Origin of the sequence: Vibrio sp. Y29_XK_CS5, from assembly GCF_024181835.1 — a bacterium.
GTDB lineage: Bacteria > Pseudomonadota > Gammaproteobacteria > Enterobacterales > Vibrionaceae > Vibrio > Vibrio harveyi.
On sequence record NZ_JAMZAM010000003.1, the window covers coordinates 94,945 to 112,087 of the forward strand.

At 46.5% G+C, this 17,143-nt stretch carries 12 protein-coding genes and 1 pseudogene; 5 read left to right on the forward strand and 8 right to left on the reverse strand.

The genetic code is table 11. The features are described from left to right. Positions 1-42: 42 nt before the first annotated feature. The 6 genes from add to glnA all read right to left on the reverse strand — a co-directional run bounded on the left by add (position 43) and on the right by glnA (position 8,683). A complete protein-coding gene (gene add, locus NL647_RS14355) occupies positions 43-1,047 on the reverse strand; it encodes an adenosine deaminase (RefSeq protein WP_005448535.1) in 1,005 nt (334 codons plus the stop codon). 148 nt (positions 1,048-1,195) lie between these two features. Further along, entirely contained in the window at positions 1,196-3,742 is a 2,547-nt protein-coding gene (locus tag NL647_RS14360; protein WP_009698990.1) for an EAL domain-containing protein, read from the reverse strand. Positions 3,743-3,854: 112 nt separating this feature from the next. Then, the gene (glnG, locus tag NL647_RS14365) at positions 3,855-5,258 is read right to left on the reverse strand and encodes a nitrogen regulation protein NR(I) (RefSeq protein WP_005448532.1); all 1,404 of its coding nucleotides are present in this window, start codon (positions 5,256-5,258) and stop codon (positions 3,855-3,857) included. A 60-nt stretch (positions 5,259-5,318) separates the two neighbouring features. Then, on the reverse strand, positions 5,319-6,329 hold the full coding sequence (glnL, locus tag NL647_RS14370; RefSeq protein ID WP_253650398.1) for a nitrogen regulation protein NR(II): 1,011 nt from the start codon (positions 6,327-6,329) through the stop codon (positions 5,319-5,321). 166 nt (positions 6,330-6,495) lie between these two features. Beyond that, positions 6,496-7,077 carry a DUF4124 domain-containing protein gene (locus NL647_RS14375; protein WP_009698989.1) on the reverse strand — a complete coding sequence of 194 codons (582 nt, stop codon included), beginning with the start codon at positions 7,075-7,077 and terminating at the stop codon, positions 6,496-6,498. 196 nt (positions 7,078-7,273) lie between these two features. Continuing rightward, a complete protein-coding gene (glnA, locus tag NL647_RS14380) occupies positions 7,274-8,683 on the reverse strand; it encodes a glutamate--ammonia ligase (protein WP_005448527.1) in 1,410 nt (469 codons plus the stop codon). Between the two features lie 530 nt (positions 8,684-9,213). Between glnA and typA the strand changes: the two genes are divergently transcribed. Together typA and NL647_RS14390 are read left to right on the forward strand one after the other, a co-directional pair. Then, positions 9,214-11,043, forward strand: a complete 1,830-nt coding sequence (gene typA / locus NL647_RS14385) for a translational GTPase TypA (protein ID WP_005448526.1) — start codon at positions 9,214-9,216, stop codon at positions 11,041-11,043. A 75-nt stretch (positions 11,044-11,118) separates the two neighbouring features. Continuing rightward, positions 11,119-11,665 (forward strand): annotated as a pseudogene (locus NL647_RS14390) (AAA family ATPase). Between the two features lie 97 nt (positions 11,666-11,762). Here the strand turns inward: NL647_RS14390 and NL647_RS14395 are convergent. Next, complete coding sequence (locus NL647_RS14395) at positions 11,763-12,404, reverse strand: DUF2959 domain-containing protein (protein WP_005448522.1); 642 nt, start codon at positions 12,402-12,404, stop codon at positions 11,763-11,765. Positions 12,405-12,439: 35 nt separating this feature from the next. Between NL647_RS14395 and NL647_RS14400 the strand changes: the two genes are divergently transcribed. From NL647_RS14400 to NL647_RS14410, 3 genes are all read left to right on the forward strand, one after another. Continuing rightward, entirely contained in the window at positions 12,440-13,384 is a 945-nt protein-coding gene (locus tag NL647_RS14400) for a virulence factor BrkB family protein (protein WP_253650338.1), read from the forward strand. Next, positions 13,356-13,790 carry a D-aminoacyl-tRNA deacylase gene (gene dtd, locus NL647_RS14405; protein WP_005434513.1) on the forward strand — a complete coding sequence of 145 codons (435 nt, stop codon included), beginning with the start codon at positions 13,356-13,358 and terminating at the stop codon, positions 13,788-13,790. The genes NL647_RS14400 and dtd overlap by 29 nt, the downstream gene beginning before the upstream one ends. Positions 13,791-13,898: 108 nt before the next feature. Then, positions 13,899-14,816, forward strand: coding sequence for a bifunctional GNAT family N-acetyltransferase/hotdog fold thioesterase (locus tag NL647_RS14410; protein ID WP_005448516.1), 918 nt, complete (start codon positions 13,899-13,901; stop codon positions 14,814-14,816). On the opposite strand, the gene NL647_RS14415 is transcribed toward NL647_RS14410, so the two are convergent. Beyond that, positions 14,802-17,021 (reverse strand): AsmA family protein, encoded by a 2,220-nt coding sequence (locus tag NL647_RS14415; RefSeq protein ID WP_253650339.1) that lies wholly within the window; start codon positions 17,019-17,021, stop codon positions 14,802-14,804. The two genes, NL647_RS14410 and NL647_RS14415, sit on opposite strands and share 15 nt — an antisense overlap. Positions 17,022-17,143: the final 122 nt, after the last annotated feature.

Below are 17,143 nucleotides of genomic sequence, written 5' to 3' on the forward strand. Positions count from 1 at the left end.
AATGCCAGCAAATGCTGGCATTTTTTTATGTTTTTGCGGCAATTAAGCGCGATCTTTCACTTTTTCTTTCAGTTCAGTTTTTTCTGCATCTGATAGGAAAGCGATGTCTAGACCGTTGATTTGCGCTTGGCGAATCTGTTCTTGAGTTAGGCCTGCTGCTGGTGCCGCCACTTCGTATTCGTAAGGCAGTTCAATACCTTCCACTGCTGGATCGTCCGTGTTTAGACACGCAAGTACGCCGTGATCTAGGAACTGTTTCAGTGGGTGGTTTGCTAATGATTCAACAGTGCTAGTTTGGAAGTTTGACGTTAGGCACGATTCAATACCAATACGGTTTTCTGCAAGGTAATCCATCAGTTTAGGATCGTGGATTGCTTTCACACCGTGACCGATACGTGTCGCTCCAAGCTCTTGAATAGCTTGCCACATGCTTTCTGCGCCAGCCGCTTCACCTGCGTGCACCGTTACATTCAGACCTGCGTCGCGCACTTGTTTGAAGTGAGACACAAAACGGTCACCTGGTTGACCAAGCTCATCACCAGCAAGGTCAACGGCAACCATGTGGTCTTTTTGGCTAAGGATTGCATCAAGCTCTTGCTGACACGCATCAGTACCGAAAGTACGGCTCATGATACCGATTAGGTTTGCCTTGATACCGAAATCACGCATACCCGCTTGCACGCCATCAACTACTGCTTCTACTACGCCTGCGACTGGTAGTTTGTGTTTCATCGCCATGTAGTATGGAGAGAAACGCAGTTCTGCGTAATCAATTTGCGCGTTTAGTGCGTCTTCAACGTTTTCGTAAGCAACGCGGCGACACGCATCTAGATCACCCAACACTGCTACGCCCCAATCAAGCTTAGAAAGGAAAGCAACAAGAGATGGCTCAGCTTCAACAATTTGAACGTGTGGTGTTAGTGATTCGATGTCGTAAGCAGGTAGCGCAATACCAAATTGCTGACCAAGCTCAAGAATAGTCTTAGTACGAATGTTGCCGTCAAGGTGACGGTGCAAATCAGTTAGGGGAAGATTCTTAGTTATCATTATGGCGATCCGGGTTTGTTGTGAACAGGAACTCAGCCCAAACATTATCAATGACAATACATGGGGAAGATTTGCAGTTAAGTATAAATAACAGTTAGGCAAGTTGTCAGTAGAGGATGACTAGGAAATCAACGATTTCAGCTGTTTTCTACTTCATGTTAACCAAATGTGTTGGCCATTCTTCCATCGGCATTGGGCGACTGTAGTAGAAACCCTGAACCTGATTACAGCCAAGTGAACTGAGCAGTTGTGCTTGCGCAGCCGTTTCCACGCCTTCTGCTACTACATTGGTCTTCATGCCTTTGGTGATGTTGATGATCGCTGATACAACAGAGCTGTCGAGGTTCTCTTTAGTGAGGCGATTAATAAAGGTGCGATCTATCTTCAAGCAGGTAAACGGTAATGCGTGTAAGTAAGCCAGAGATGAGTAACCTGTGCCGAAGTCATCAATAGCAATACCTAGTCCCATTTCTCGCAGTTTGAGCAAATTATCCAGTGTCGTTGGTGCGCTGTCGATGATGCGCGACTCGGTGATCTCCAGCGTCACATTGGTGGCAGGCAGACCCGTTGTTCGCAGCACTTTCGCGACGGATTCAACAAAGTTAGGGCTTGAAAGCTGATGAACCGACACATTAACGTGTAATTGGAAGTCTTCAGGCCAACGTCTACTGTCGATTGCTTTACGAGTATCACTACACGCTTGGAATAAGATTTGTTGACCAATGGTCTTGATCATGCCGCTTTCTTCGGCGATTGGGATGAAATCTAACGGAGATACCATTCCTGAATCACTGTGCCAGCGTGCGAGTGCTTCGGCGCCACAAATGTTGCCTGATGCAAGATCAATAATAGGTTGGTAGAAAGGCACAAATTCACGGTTATCGATGCCTGTTTGAATCTTAGCGATCATCTGAGTTCGGAATTTAGACGCGCTCGCCATTTCAGGGCTGTAGTGGCAGACGCTGGTGCGAGAATCTTGTTTCGCGTAACTCAACGCAATACTGGCATTACGCAGCCATAAAGACATTGTCTGATCGGGCTGAGTGCGTACGACGCCAATAGAAACTTTAATGACGACCGTTTCACCATCAAGAACAAATGGTGCTGCCAACAGTTGGTGTAAACGGCGCTCAACTAAGCTGATGTCGCTATCACTGTTTGTGTTGGGCATGAATACGGCAAACTCATCACCACCGATGCGCGCTAGTGTCGCTTCATCTTGCAGTTGCTGTTTAAGGCGTTCAGCGATGTGTATCAGAAGCTTATCGCCGTTGTGATGACCAACACTGTCATTGATATCTCTAAATTTGTTGATCCCAATAAGATACAAACTCCCTTGCCCTGAGTGAGGTAAGCTGTCACTCACTTCTATTAGCCCTTGGCGGCTATACAGGCGGGTTAGAGAATCAAACTCAAGTTGTTCACGCAGTGCTTTAAAGGACGCTTTGAGATTGCTTGCCATCTCGTTAAACGCTTGCACCAGAATAGTCGTCTCGTACACATAACCAGGACGAGGCATAGTGCTATCCCAATCGCCTTTCGCAAGGTGTTGGGCTGCTGTCGCTGTGGCATTGATGGGGCGAGTAACTCGGCTGAAGATAAGCATGCTAATGACGATGCCAACTAAGCTAACGAAAATCCCCACCATCCAGCTTCTTTGCTGGTTCTTTGGTAGGGTGCCAAGTAGTTCTGTCTCAGAGATCGAAGTGCCAATAAACCAGGTTAAACCGTTAGCATCATGATATGGCGTGACTCGGCTAAAGGTGCGCTGACCGTTGAAGTCGAACTCAAAAGTATAAGGCTTATCGCTGTAGCTTAGGTTTTTGCCACTGACGCGAGCCGCGCTCATCTGAATGACTGGATCTGCGCTTTCTGAAGCGAATAAGCGCTGACCTTTATCTGAGAACTTTGTCCCCCAAGAAATCACACTACCTTGTCCAGAGTGCGCCACTAAGCGTTGCTCTTGGTCCATGATGTAAACCGAGGCATTCGTATCTTGCTTAAGCTTTTGCAAAAATAAGTTAAACGTATTGATGCGCACATCGGTTACCAGCACACCAGCAAACTCACCCATTTCATAGATAGGCGTCATCGCTGACAGAGTGATGTCTTGACGTTCGTCGGCATTAGCATAGATGCTCGACCAACGAGGTTTGTTGTCTTGAGCGATGGGTTGGTACCAAGGACGAGTGCGAGGATCGTAAGGCTCGATGATGGTGCGAATGTCATCACTGATGGTTTCACTACCGTAAATCACTAAGTTGCCATTGGTTCGATGGTCTTGAAGCATCAGTGTATAGGCGCCATCAGATTCACGACGAAAACCTGTAAAGTCCCCAGATTCTGAACCGAATGCAATGACATCTAACTGTGGGATCGAATGATACAAATCCTTAAAGGCACTTAACAGATAGTCTTGGATTTCTTTGGTGTCGTGCGGGCGATAAAGATTGTGGTAACTAACGTTGTGACCAAGCGCAGTCACTGCAGTGAAAGGCTTGCGCAGGTAATCATTCAGATGATCGTGAACACTCTCTGTTAATACAGAAAGCTGTTTGTCACTGATGTCGGTAACAACCTCTTCATAGCTCTGTTTCTGGACGTAGACAATCACACTGATAGCCAGCAAAAAAATCATCACAAAAGGGATGAGTACAGCGGTGCGTAGTGTAATTTGAGTCGTTGCGTTTGACATTGCCTAGCCATATAAGGGGTGTCGTACCATAATTGTACTGATACTTAGGTTATCAAGCGAGAGCAAAAGTGTGCGCTTGATAACCTTTTGTCAAACTCGTTGCCGATTAAGGTCAGTACAGTTCTTTCAATTTTCTGGTTAGGGTATTGCGTCCCCAACCTAATACTTTAGCGGCATCTTGCTTATGACCTTTAGTATGTTCTAATGCGGCTTCCAATAAGATGCGCTCAAATTCTGGTAAAGCGTAGGAAAGCAGTTCTTTATCCCCAGCTTCTAGCGCATGGCGTGCCCAATCCGCCAATTGTTCTTGCCAACTGCCGCTGGTGGTTTCAGTGATGATTTTCTTTTCTTCCAGCAATTCGGCAGGCAAATCGCTAGGTAGCACCTCACTTCCGCTGGCCATAACGGTTAACCAGCGACAGATGTTTTCCAGTTGGCGAACGTTACCCGGCCAATCAAGGCGATTAAGAATTTCCACCGAAGATGGATGCAGGGTTTTGGTTTCAACACCGAGTTCATCAGCCGCTCGAACGAGGAAGTGTTGGGTGAGTTTTTCAATGTCTTGCTTACGTTCTCTCAGTGCGGGGATTTGCACGCGAATAACGTTCAAACGATGGAATAAATCCTCGCGGAAATCACCCTCATGGACCAATTTTTCAAGGTTTTGGTGGGTGGCTGCGACAATACGAACGTCGACACGGATTGGAGAGTGCCCGCCAACGCGATAAAACTGACCATCCGCCAACACGCGCAATAATCGGGTCTGAATATCTAATGGCATGTCACCGATTTCATCCAAAAACAGCGTGCCACCATTGGCTTGCTCAAAGCGACCTTGACGGACGCTATTGGCACCAGTAAATGCGCCTTTCTCGTGACCAAACAGTTCCGATTCAATCAAGTCTTTTGGGATCGCAGCCATATTGAGGGCAATAAAAGGTTTGTTGGCGCGCGGACTGTGGCGGTGCAAGGCATGAGCAACCAATTCTTTGCCGGTACCCGACTCACCGTTGATCAGAACAGAAATAGAAGAGCGCGATAAACGACCGATAGCACGAAATACTTCTTGCATTGCTGGTGCTTCACCAATGATTTCAGGTGTATCAGTAGGGATATCGTCCGGTAGAAGTTGCTCGCGCTTGTTCTCTTGGCTGTGAGCGATGGCGCGCTCTACCAATGTGAGCGTTTCGTCGATATCAAACGGTTTGGGCAAGTATTCAAAAGCGCCTTTTTGGTAGGCGTTCACTGCCGCATCTAAATCGGAATGCGCCGTCATGATGATGACGGGGAGATCTGGGTAGTCGCGTTGTACTTGTTTTAATAGCTCTAAGCCATCGATACCCGGCATGCGAATGTCAGAAACTAAAACGTCTGGTACTTCACGTTCTAGCGCCATTAAAACGCTTTCCCCATCCGCATAGGTTTCGCATTTGATGTCGGCTGAGGAGAGGGTTTTCTCCATGACCCAACGAATCGAACTGTCGTCATCGACGACCCAAACATATCCTTTACTCATGTAATAAATCCTTGCAGCAAAAGCCTAAAAACTGACGAATAGCAAAGCCAATTAACCAAGTCAGATTGGCAAATAAATAGTAAAAGTGGTGTGACCTGGCCAACTCTCGACATCAATCTTGCCGTTATGCTGGTCGATCAAATTTTGTGAAATAGATAGCCCAAGTCCGGTTCCGCCTTCGCGTCCGCTGACCATGGGGTAGAAAAGCGTGTCTTGCAGTTCGGGTGGAATTCCCGGTCCGTTATCAGTGATTTCAACGCGAGCCGCGAGTTTGCAACGTTGACCATGAATGTTGGCTTGATGCACCGTTCTGGTGCGTATGGTGATTTTACCGTGTTCTTGGTGGGACAGAATCTGTGCCGCATTGCTGACGATGTTGAGCATTGCCTGCTCGATTTGGTCCGCGTCCATCAAAATCTCTGGCAAGCTCGGATCGTAGTCTCGTTCGATGGCGATCGAATGCTGTGACTCCAATTCGACTAATTGACGTACCTTCTCCAACACTTGGTGCAGGTTTTCTTGTGCTTTCTTACCCGGCTTTTGCGGTCCAAGAAGACGATCAACCAAGGCTCTCAATCGGTCGGCTTGTTCAATGATGATGTGTGTGTATTCCGTCAAGGAAGGGTCGGGCAGCATTTTTTCCAATAGTTGTGCTGCGCCGCGTAAACCGCCGAGTGGGTTTTTAATTTCATGCGCCAAACCGCGTACTAACAGTTTCGCCGCTTGTTGTTGAGCGTGTTGATTGAGCTCTTGAGTGAGGCGGCGTTGCTGATCAATTTTGCGCATCTCAACCAACAACATCAGCTGTTTTTGCCATGTAATAGGACTGACGGTGACTTCGAGCATCAAAGGACGCCCATCGATGACAAAAGTGACGTCACTGTCAGTGATGCTTTGTCCGCTCTGCAATGGTTGAGTGAGCAGGGCGAGATCCAGTGACGCATGCTGAATTAACTGAGATAACGACTGTTCAACAATGCGTTTAGCACTTTGTGAGAACAACAACTCAGCCGCGGGATTGGCGTAACGTACCGCTAACCCATCATCAAGAATCAGCGTAGCTGTCACCATATTATTGAGAATGGCACTGGAGAGACTGGTATCCACATTACGTCCTTGTTTGCGTTGTGATTGTGCGTTGCACTATATTGGTGCAATAGAACGTAAGTATGGCGAATAAATCTAAGAAGAAAAAGTGAAAAGCGCCATCAGAGTGCGGTTTTTTTCACTTAATATTCTACTTTGCCCCTTTAATGGTCGGCTTGATACTCGCTCTATGTAAATGCACCGTTATAGGGCTAGTAGATGCAATAAGCTTGCCGCTTCTTTTGGCTTTTACCGCAAGGGTGTGTGTGCCACGGTCGATATTGTTTAACTGCCAAGTTAAGCGGCTTTGAGGGGCTCCATAAGGCTTACCATCAAGGATGAGTTGCAGTTGTTCGCCGATGCCTAATTTGCGGTTTGCTTCGAGCTGAATATTGATGACACCAGAGTTACTGCGAATGGTTTCATCGTGTTGTGGAGTGAGCATAGTGAGGGAAAGGGGTAACGGTTTATCCGTTTTAGTTTTTTTCTCTGTGGTCGGCTCCTGAGCTGCATTTGCTTGTGGAGCGAGAGACTCGGTGCTCTCCACTTTAGGGGCTGGAGCGCTGGATTCAAGATTTGGCAGAGAGATGGTCTTTGCGCCTTGGTTTGGTGTGTCACTGAAGTGCACCACACCGTCTTTATCCACCCAAGTGTACGCGACTTGAGCTAAGGCTGTCGTTGCAATCAGTACACTACTGAGGGCGCATAGTGATGGTAAAAGCTGAACTTTCATTGCTCACCTTCTTTTGATAGATGATTTCACGTTTAGGTGCTTAGCTCTTTGACTTATCAAGCAAAAGAGTCTGAGCGTATTTTAGTTATCCCTCCATGTTAAACGCCCAAATAGAGTGAGCGAATACAAAAAAGGCCCGCCTGCGAGGCGAGCCTAATATTTTGTAACTGCGTTTACATTTTACACAGCTGAAACCTTATACAGAGTAGTAAAGTTCGAACTCAAGTGGGTGAGTTGTCATGTTTACTTTCTCTACGTCTTGAGACTTAAGACCGATGTAAGAATCGATGAAGTCGTCAGAGAATACACCACCTGCAGTTAGGAACTCACGGTCTGCATCTAGTTCTTCTAGTGCATCTTTTAGTGAGTATGCAACAGTTGGGATTTCTGCTGCTTCTTCAGCCGGTAGGTCGTAAAGGTCTTTATCCATCGCTTCACCTGGGTGGATCTTGTTCTTAATACCGTCAAGACCAGCCATTAGCATTGCTGCGAAACATAGGTATGGGTTAGCCGCTGGGTCACCGAAACGAACTTCGATACGACGCGCTTTAGGGCTTGGTACCACTGGGATACGGATAGAAGCAGAACGGTTACGCGCTGAGTAAGCTAGCATTACTGGTGCTTCGAAGCCTGGTACAAGACGCTTGTACGAGTTAGTTGATGGGTTCGCAAATGCGTTGATTGCGCGAGCGTGCTTGATGATACCACCGATGTAGTAAAGTGCAGTTTCAGATAGGCCGCCGTACTTGTCACCAGCAAATAGGTTTACGCCATCTTTTGCTAGAGATTGGTGAACGTGCATGCCGCTACCGTTGTCGCCAACTAGTGGTTTAGGCATGAATGTCGCCGTCTTACCAAATGCGTGAGCAACGTTGTGTACAACGTACTTGTAGATTTGAATTTCGTCAGCTTTCGTTGTTAGCGTGTTGAAGCGAGTTGCGATTTCGTTTTGACCCGCAGTTGCTACTTCGTGGTGGTGCGCTTCTACAACTAGACCCATTTCTTCCATTACTAGACACATTGCAGAACGGATGTCTTGAGATGAATCTACTGGAGCTACTGGGAAGTAACCACCTTTAACGCCTGGACGGTGACCTTTGTTACCTTCTTCGTAATCAGAACCTGTGTTCCATGCTGCTTCTACGTCATCAATCTTGAAGAAAGAACCAGACATGTCAGTTGCGAACTTAACGTCGTCGAATAGGAAGAACTCTGGCTCAGGACCGATAAGAACGGTGTCTGCAATACCAGTAGAGCGCATGAAGTCTTCTGCGCGCTTAGCGATAGAGCGTGGGTCGCGGTCGTAGCCTTGCATTGTTGCAGGCTCAAGGATGTCACAACGGATGTTTAGCGTTGCATCTTCAGTGAATGGGTCAAGCACTGCAGAAGATGCGTCTGGCATCATAACCATGTCTGATTCGTTAATGCCTTTCCAGCCAGCAACTGATGAACCATCGAACATTTTACCTTCTTCGAAGAAGTCTGCGTCGATTTGGTGAGCAGGGATAGAGATGTGCTGCTCTTTACCTTTTGTATCAGTGAAGCGTAGGTCAACAAACTTAACTTCGTTTTCTTGGATCAGTGATAAAACGTTTTCTACTGACATCTTGGATAACCTCCAGTGTTAATAAAGCGGTAAAAGCTCGATTTATGAAACATTAATTAAATCCAGCATTGATTAATCTGTTTGACATTTTATTAATCGATGCTGGTTTCTCTAAAGCCAAAACCGTGCCAAAAAAATTATTCCATTAATTTCAATGGATTGCGTTTTTATACGCTAGTTTGGTGCAAACGATTGCACCAAAATGATCTGTAGGTGCACCGTTATGGTGCATTATTTTATTATTGCACCACAATGTGACAACTACGTTGCTTATTCAGCCCAGTTTTTGAGCAAGAGTCAATTTGTAATATGCGCGATTGGAATAAAGTTGCGTTGAATCAATTCGCATGGTGCTCTAAAGCGGGTGTTAAGCGTAAATTTGACAGAAATGCTCGGGAGTAGATCACATATCTCTATGCTTTTTGCTAGAATCTGGTACATTATGGCCGTTTTTTTAATCAGTAAATGTCGTCAGAGAGCACCCGTTCTCAGCATGAGGGCATTTCATCTATCTAAGTGAATCAATATCCATGGCTACTCCACAGATTGATAAATTAAGAAATATCGCGATTATCGCGCACGTTGACCACGGTAAAACAACGTTGGTTGACAAGCTGCTACAACAATCAGGCACGCTTGAGTCTCGCGGTGAAGCTGAAGAGCGAGTCATGGACTCGAACGACATTGAAAAAGAGCGTGGCATTACCATTCTTGCTAAGAACACAGCAATTAACTGGAATGACTACCGCATCAACATCGTAGATACTCCGGGACACGCGGACTTCGGTGGCGAAGTAGAACGTATCATGTCGATGGTAGACTCAGTTCTACTTATCGTTGACGCTGTTGACGGTCCAATGCCGCAAACTCGCTTCGTAACTCAAAAAGCATTTGCTCACGGTCTTAAACCAATCGTTGTAATCAACAAGATTGACCGTCCTGGTGCACGTCCTGATTGGGTTATGGACCAAGTCTTCGACCTATTCGACAACCTAGGTGCAACTGACGAACAGCTAGACTTTAAAGTTGTTTACGCGTCAGCACTTAACGGTTGGGCTTCTCTAGAAGAAGGCGAAACTGGCGAAAACATGGAACCTCTATTCGAAACTATCGTTGAAGAAGTAGCGGCTCCAGAAGTTGACCTAGACGGTCCACTACAGATGCAAGTTTCTCAGCTAGACTACAGCTCTTACGTTGGTGTTATCGGTGTTGCTCGTGTAACTCGTGGTAGCGTGAAAGCAAACCAACAAGTAACAGTTATCGGTGCTGACGGTAAAACTCGCAACGGTAAAGTGGGTACAGTAATGGGCTACCTTGGACTAGAACGTCACGAAGTTGAGCAAGCTAACGCTGGTGATATCATTGCAATCACAGGTCTTGGCGAGCTAAAAATCTCTGACACTATCTGTGCGCAAAACGCAGTAGAAGCACTACCGCCGCTGTCTGTTGATGAACCAACAGTAACAATGACATTCCAAGTAAACACGTCTCCATTCGCGGGTAAAGAAGGTAAGTTCGTTACTTCACGTAACATCCTTGAGCGTCTAGAGAAGGAATTGGTACACAACGTTGCATTGCGTGTAGAGCAAACAGACGATCCAGACAAATTCCGCGTATCAGGTCGTGGTGAGCTTCACCTATCTATCCTGATCGAAAACATGCGTCGTGAAGGCTTCGAGCTTGCTGTATCTCGTCCAGAAGTAATCATCAAAGAAGAAGATGGTCAGCTATTGGAACCGTTCGAAACGGTAACTATCGACGTTATGGAAGAGCACCAAGGCGGCATCATGGAGAACATCGGCCTACGTAAAGGTGAGCTGAAAGACATGTCTCCAGATGGTAAAGGTCGTGTACGTATGGACTTCGAAATGCCATCTCGTGGTCTGATCGGCTTCCAAACTGAGTTCATGACGCTGACTTCTGGTTCTGGTCTTCTATACCATACGTTTGATCGCTACGCGCCACACAAAGGCGGTAACATCGGTCAACGTGTAAACGGTGTACTAATTGCTAACGCAATGGGTAAAGCGCTAACTAACGCACTATTCAACCTTCAAGAACGTGGTCGTCTATTTATCGGTCACGGTGTTGAAGTTTACGAAGGCATGGTTATCGGTATTCACAGCCGCGACAATGACCTAACAGTAAACGCACTGAAAGGTAAGCAGCTAACCAACGTTCGTGCATCTGGTACAGATGACGCACAGGTTCTTACTCCACCAATCAAGATGACTCTTGAGCAAGCACTAGAGTTCATCGATGATGACGAACTAGTAGAAGTAACACCTGAAAGCATCCGTATCCGTAAGAAATTCCTAACGGAAAGCGATCGTAAACGTGCTTCACGTTCAGCAAAATAATTTGCTGTAACGGATTCGATTAAGAATAAGCCCCGAGTTATGCTCGGGGCTTTTTGTATCTGAAGGAATAAGACGATGACGCCAATTGTTATCACTGGTGGTCCGGGTGCAGGTAAAACCACCTTGTTGAATGCGTTAGGCGAGCTGGGGTACACCACCTTTGCTGAAGGTTCACGTACCTTGATTGAGCAGCAAAGCCAATTGGACAATGGTATTTTGCCTTGGACGAATTTACCTGAGTTTGCCAACTTATGCCTTGAGTTAATGGGCAAGCAAAAGCGAGAAGCGCTGAATCATCCGGTCGCTTTTGTTGACCGTGCTATCCCAGACATCGTGGCGTATTTAAAAGTGGGCGGCTGTCCCGTTACAAGCCTTCTTGATTGAGAGTGCTGGGTACCAGAGTAAGGTGCTTACATGTCGACCTGAAGCCTCTATTTATGTTCAAGATGATGTGCGTCCACACAGTTTTAAAGAGGCGCTACAAATCCATCAAACCTTAGTCGATACCTATACTGAACTGGGGTATGAAGTGGTTGAAGTGCTATGGGGAAGCGTAGCTGAACGGGGGGTGTTTGTTCGACAAGTAATGGGCTTAGTTGCTGAGGTAGAAGGTCGGGAGTAAAGATAGAGCTTGGTAGGTATGCCGGTAACTGACGGAGCGAGGGATAGTTTGGTCGTTAGATAGAAAAACCTCCTCACGAGGAGGAGGCTTTATCGAATTACTTTTGATTCAGCTGCTGTAAGAACTTATCTGACTCAGCAATCGCGGCATTCATTTGTTTGATTGCGTATTGAATGTCTTTCTCTAGGCTAGAGAATTCACCTTTCAGTGAGCCGATCGCGCTCGCGTTCAAGTTATGCTTGAGGTAAAGCGTGTTGTCACGCAGCGTATTCAATACTGGCGTCATTTTGTCTTCTGCACGCTTCATAGCGTTAAGCATGGTTTTGTAAGACGCTTTGGTTTCACGCAACTTCTGTTCGCTAGAGCGACGCAGTTTCGCACTGGTGTATAGGTCTAGCTCGCCTTGCCATTCATCAAACAGAGCATCTGACACATCTTCAATTGCAGCAATCCGGTCGCGTACATCTTGCGCCGCTTTTTCACTGTCTTCGTATTTGTCGTTAATGTTGTTGTAGACGCTTTCCAGCTCACCGCCGTCAAAGTTAGTTAACGCAGAAAGAGCTTCTAGCGCGCTGGTGAACTCTTCTTGTGCGTCTTGCTGCGATTCTTTGGCGTCTTCCACACGATCAACCATAATGTCACGTTTGTGGTAACCCACTTGTTCCATTGCTGAATAATATGCGGACTGACATCCTGTCAAAGTGAAAATTGATAGTACAATTGCTAATAAATAAGGCATTCTTATGTCCTCGACGCTAATTTATGGGATGAACTATGAACCAGTTATCAGAGAGTTACAAGGTGAGATTGAGCAAGCTCGTGCCGGGGAGCGTCGCGTTTTTCAAATATTTGCTCAAGCGTATGACGCACGATCGCGTCAACGTTAATGCAGGCTATTTAGCTTACATCACTTTGTTGTCTATTGTGCCGATGTTGACGGTATTGCTGTCGATATTGTCGAAGTTTCCGGTATTTGAGAATGTGGGCGAAATCTTGCAAGGTTACATCATTGATAACTTTGTCCCTGCTTCTGGTGATGCAGTCAGAGTTGCGTTGCAAGAGTTTGTCTCAAACACAGGCAAGATGACCGCCGTAGGTGGTGCGTTCTTGTTTGTTGCCGCTTTGATGCTGATTTCGAATATCGACAAGAACTTAAACTACATTTGGCGAGTGAAAGATAAACGTCGTCCAGTGTTTTCTTTCTCCATGTATTGGATGGTGTTGACCCTTGGTCCGATTCTAGTCGGCGCAAGTATTGCTGCAACCTCCTACGTGACATCGCTAAAGCTGATTGAAAACGAAACCTTATCGGGCGCTTACAACCTGTTTTTACGTTGGTTACCTTTACTGTTGTCCTTCTTTGCGTTCATGGGGTTGTACTTCTTAGTGCCAAACAAAAAGGTTTACCTATCCCATGGTGCGGTTGGTGCCGCCATTGCCGCTGTGCTGTTTGAACTGAGTAAGAAAGGCTTTGCTTTCTACATTACTCAATTCCCGTCATATCAGCTGATTTACGGTGCGCTCGCCGCGATTCCGATCCTGTTTGTGTGGGTGTATCTGTGCTGGCTGATCGTATTGATTGGCGCGGAAGTGACTGCTGCTCTGGGGGAAAGAGAGCACTGGAGTGACGACCTAGAAATGATACACTCGACCGCTGAATTGCAATTAACAGATGAAGGAAGCGAGAGTCGTGATAGCGCTAATTCAACGAGTCAGTGAAGCCGCCGTTCGTGTAGACGGTGAAGTTGTCGGTGAAATCGACCAAGGTCTACTTGTCCTACTTGGTGTAGAGAAGGACGATGATGAAGCAAAAGCAAAACGTTTGATGGAGCGCGTAACCACGTATCGTGTGTTTGAAGACGATGAAGGCAAAATGAACCTTAACGTCAAACAAGTGAACGGTAAGGTTTTGGTGGTGTCTCAATTTACGTTACCAGCGGATACCAAAAAAGGCACTCGCGCAGGCTTTTCTCGTGGCGCGCACCCTGCGGATGCAGAACGTCTGTATGACTATTTCTCGGATTTGTGTGAGCAAGAACTGCCAACACAACGCGGTCGCTTCGCGGCAGATATGAAAGTGTCATTAATTAATGACGGTCCAGTGACTTTTTGGCTACAGGTCTAATCTGGCAACCACAACATCATGGTCTAAGCTTTAAGCCCAAGTAAATTGAATTTGCTTGGGTATTTTCTCCTAAGGCTTTCATTTGATTTGTACTTTCAAAGGATTGATATGTTCAAACTCATAACTCCAAAAACAGAAAATCAGCTCAACAAGTACTATCAATTTCGTTGGCAGTTGCTGCGCGAACCTTGGCGTATGCCTGTAGGCTCCGAGCGTGATGAGTACGATGGCATGAGCCATCACCGCATGATTACCGACAGTCGTGGTCGTCCGATGGCGATTGGTCGTTTGTACATTACCCCAGATAACGATGGTCAGATCCGCTATATGGCGGTGAAGAACAACCGTCGCAGTAAAGGCATGGGCTCATTAGTGCTGGTGGCGCTTGAGTCGTTAGCTCGACAAGAAGGGGCGAAGCGTCTGGTGTGTAATGCCCGTGAAGATGCGATTGCCTTCTATGAGAAGAATGGTTTTGAGCGTCGCGGTGAGCTGACCGATGAACGTGGTCCCGTGCGTCACCAACAAATGGTTAAACAGCTTGACCCAATGGCGGATGTGCTACGTCGTCCTGATTGGTGTACCGAGCTGCAACAGCGTTGGGAAGCGCAGATCCCGATTGCAGACAAAATGGGGATCAAAATTAACCAGTACACTGGCTATCAGTTTGAATGCAGTGCGCAGCTCAATCCAAACCTGAACCCGCACAACACCATGTTTGCCGGTTCTGCGTTTACCCTAGCAACGCTAACTGGCTGGGGCATGACGTGGCTGTTGATGAAAGAGCGCGGTTTGCACGGTGATATTGTGTTGGCGGATAGCTCGATTCGTTATCGCCATCCTGTTGAAGAGAACCCAGTCGCGAGCACGTCGTTAGATGGTATCAGTGGTGACTTGGATAGACTTGCTTCAGGTCGTAAAGCGCGTATCGTTATCCACGTAGTGATTTACAGTGGAGATGTGCCTGCCGTGGATTTTGTAGGCACATACATGCTGCTGCCAAATTACTCTAAGCTACTCAGCTGTTAGATTATTAGGCGCTGGTGTTTCTTGTGGCGCATCTTGGTTTTCTGATGCGCCTAGTTCTGTCTTGGTTTTATCTGTTGCTAGATTGGCACGTTCTTCGGAGACCTTTTCTTCTGAGGTCTGCGCTTCAAGGCTTGAATCTTTAGTTACGTCTTTTTGTTCTGAGATAAGTTGCTCTTCTGAATGCGGCGCTACGGCTGATTCTTGTTCTTCCTCTACAACCTCACTTAACTCTTCCTCATATTGTTCTAAGTTGATGGGATCAATACTGGTGCGGCTTGTTGTTTTTGACGAGCTCTGTTCTGATTCTGCTGGTTTTACTGATTCAGTCTGTTTTGATGTATTTGTGCATTCATTTGTTTTGACTTCGCCACTTAGCACATCACCTTGGATTGAACCACACGCTTCTTGGAGTTGGTAAATCACGCCACTTAACGGGTTGTTCGCCATATCAAACTCACCAGACAGATTGCCCGAGATGGCTTCGCCTGAAATGGTCACCGGTTGAAGCTCAACAGCACCACGTTGAGCTGCCAAACGCAAAGGGCTCAAAGTGATCGCTGTGAGTGAAGCATCCGCTTGTGACTTTAAGGTGGTATCACGTAAGTTGGCTTCCACTTCGCCCGATAAGCTGTAAGCAAGCATGTTTTGATCGCCGGCTAAGCCTTTTAAGTCGAGACTTAGATCTGAGAAGCCATTGACCGCGAGCACCGTTGGCAAATAGGGGTGAAGCAATTGCAAGGGAATCCCATCGGCGTTGAGGCTCAACGCCCAAGGTTGGCTGGTGGTGCTGAGATCGATTTGCCCTAAGCCTTCGATATAGCCTTGCTCTAACGGTGCAAACAAACGTGTCAGTTGCCACAAGCCATTGTCACTCTGTGTAGAAATGGCTGCGTGTGATGTGATTACTTGATCGTAACTTGCGTTTACTACGCTAGCATCAAGCTTACCGTTCCAAATTCCCCAGTGACCATTGCGGTATTTTACTTCGAGCTGGTCACCTTCCAAATTCAAGCCAGAAAGCTGCCAGTAAGGTTGTTTAGATAACTGGATAACTTGGCTGCGTTCAATCTCTAACTGCTTCACATCGACTTGCTGGAGCCTTTCTGTGGCGATTTGCCACCAGTCGGTCTTATCGTCAGGTTGGATAGCCCATTTCAATCCATTGATGGTTGCGCTGTTGATTTTCCAATGTTGTGGCTCGAACTCACCAGATACCTGCACACTACCTTGCTGCCAATCAAAGCTTAGCTCTTGTAGTTGGATTGACTCCGGCTTGAGTTGGGCGTTCAAACGAGGCTCAATTGCGGTTTGGTCTTGGAAACTAACGCTGTCAGCTTGCAAAGAAACCTGTGCTGTTGTTTTCCAAAATGACAGTGGCAGAGAGGCGTTTTCTACTGATAACTCAAGGTTGTGCCAATGCCAATCTCCGTACTCAATATCTGCATTCAGGAGATCGAGGCTGTTGATATGGTTGATATTAATTGGCAACGCTTGCCATGGTTTAGCGAGTAAAGATTGCAACTGTAGGTTATCGATTTTCAGCTTATCAAGGGTCACATTCACCAGTGACCAGCCTTGTGGGTACTGTTCGCCTTGTCCTGAGACTTCACTGCCACGCCAGTTAAATGAAGCGCCGTAAAGCGTGCTGTCTTGGGCTTTGTAATCCAAGTCTATAAGCAACTTATCGAAAGCTTCGCCATTCCAATACAATTGATCAGCCGAAAGTTGAACCTCACCATAAGGTATTTGCTGAGCATCGCTCGACCAAATTGGGTTTTGGATCTGTACATTCAAGCCATTAATGCTGAATGCATCATCTGCGTAATCGATGTTCTTTAACGCGATTTGATGGAAATAAACATTGCTGAGCGTCGGCAATGTTGGCATGCCATGTTGCAGGCTCAGACCATCAATCAACAGACTGTCGACAATCCAATTTCCGCCACGACGAACATCGGGGTTCAGCCATAGATCGACTTGCTCAATGAAAGGCAAGTTTTTTTGTTTTGTCGCCACTCCATTGAGGGTGAGGTGATAAGGAAATTCGTATTGCACCTTATCTGCATGCAGCGGTAGGTCGACTAGATCAGAAAATAGATTCCATGTTTGGCGAGAATAAGAGGTGGTCAGCATCCCCACAAAGACAACCGGAATTGCAATCGTCACTATGAGTATAAGAAGTAGAACTCGAACTGCTGTTTTCATCCCTGCCAAAACCTGTAAGTAATATGAAGTAAGTGTGAGAGTCTCGACTTACTAAGATAGGTTTAAGCTTGTATCAATCTTGAGGCAGATTCAATAAAAAGCCCCTCAAAAGAGGGGCTTGA

What these genes read in the sequence shown, in the direction of transcription:
- add (WP_005448535.1), bottom strand. Translation starts at nt 1,047, where the DNA reads ATGATAACTAAGAATCTTCCCCTAACTGATTTGCACCGTCACCTTGAC.
- NL647_RS14360 (WP_009698990.1), bottom strand. Translation starts at nt 3,742, where the DNA reads ATGTCAAACGCAACGACTCAAATTACACTACGCACCGCTGTACTCATC.
- glnG (WP_005448532.1), bottom strand. Translation starts at nt 5,258, where the DNA reads ATGAGTAAAGGATATGTTTGGGTCGTCGATGACGACAGTTCGATTCGT.
- glnL (WP_253650398.1), bottom strand. Translation starts at nt 6,329, where the DNA reads ATGGTGACAGCTACGCTGATTCTTGATGATGGGTTAGCGGTACGTTAC.
- NL647_RS14375 (WP_009698989.1), bottom strand. Translation starts at nt 7,077, where the DNA reads ATGAAAGTTCAGCTTTTACCATCACTATGCGCCCTCAGTAGTGTACTG.
- glnA (WP_005448527.1), bottom strand. Translation starts at nt 8,683, where the DNA reads ATGTCAGTAGAAAACGTTTTATCACTGATCCAAGAAAACGAAGTTAAG.
- typA (WP_005448526.1), top strand. Translation starts at nt 9,214, where the DNA reads ATGGCTACTCCACAGATTGATAAATTAAGAAATATCGCGATTATCGCG.
- NL647_RS14395 (WP_005448522.1), bottom strand. Translation starts at nt 12,404, where the DNA reads ATGCCTTATTTATTAGCAATTGTACTATCAATTTTCACTTTGACAGGA.
- NL647_RS14400 (WP_253650338.1), top strand. Translation starts at nt 12,440, where the DNA reads ATGAACCAGTTATCAGAGAGTTACAAGGTGAGATTGAGCAAGCTCGTG.
- NL647_RS14410 (WP_005448516.1), top strand. Translation starts at nt 13,899, where the DNA reads ATGTTCAAACTCATAACTCCAAAAACAGAAAATCAGCTCAACAAGTAC.
- NL647_RS14415 (WP_253650339.1), bottom strand. Translation starts at nt 17,021, where the DNA reads ATGAAAACAGCAGTTCGAGTTCTACTTCTTATACTCATAGTGACGATT.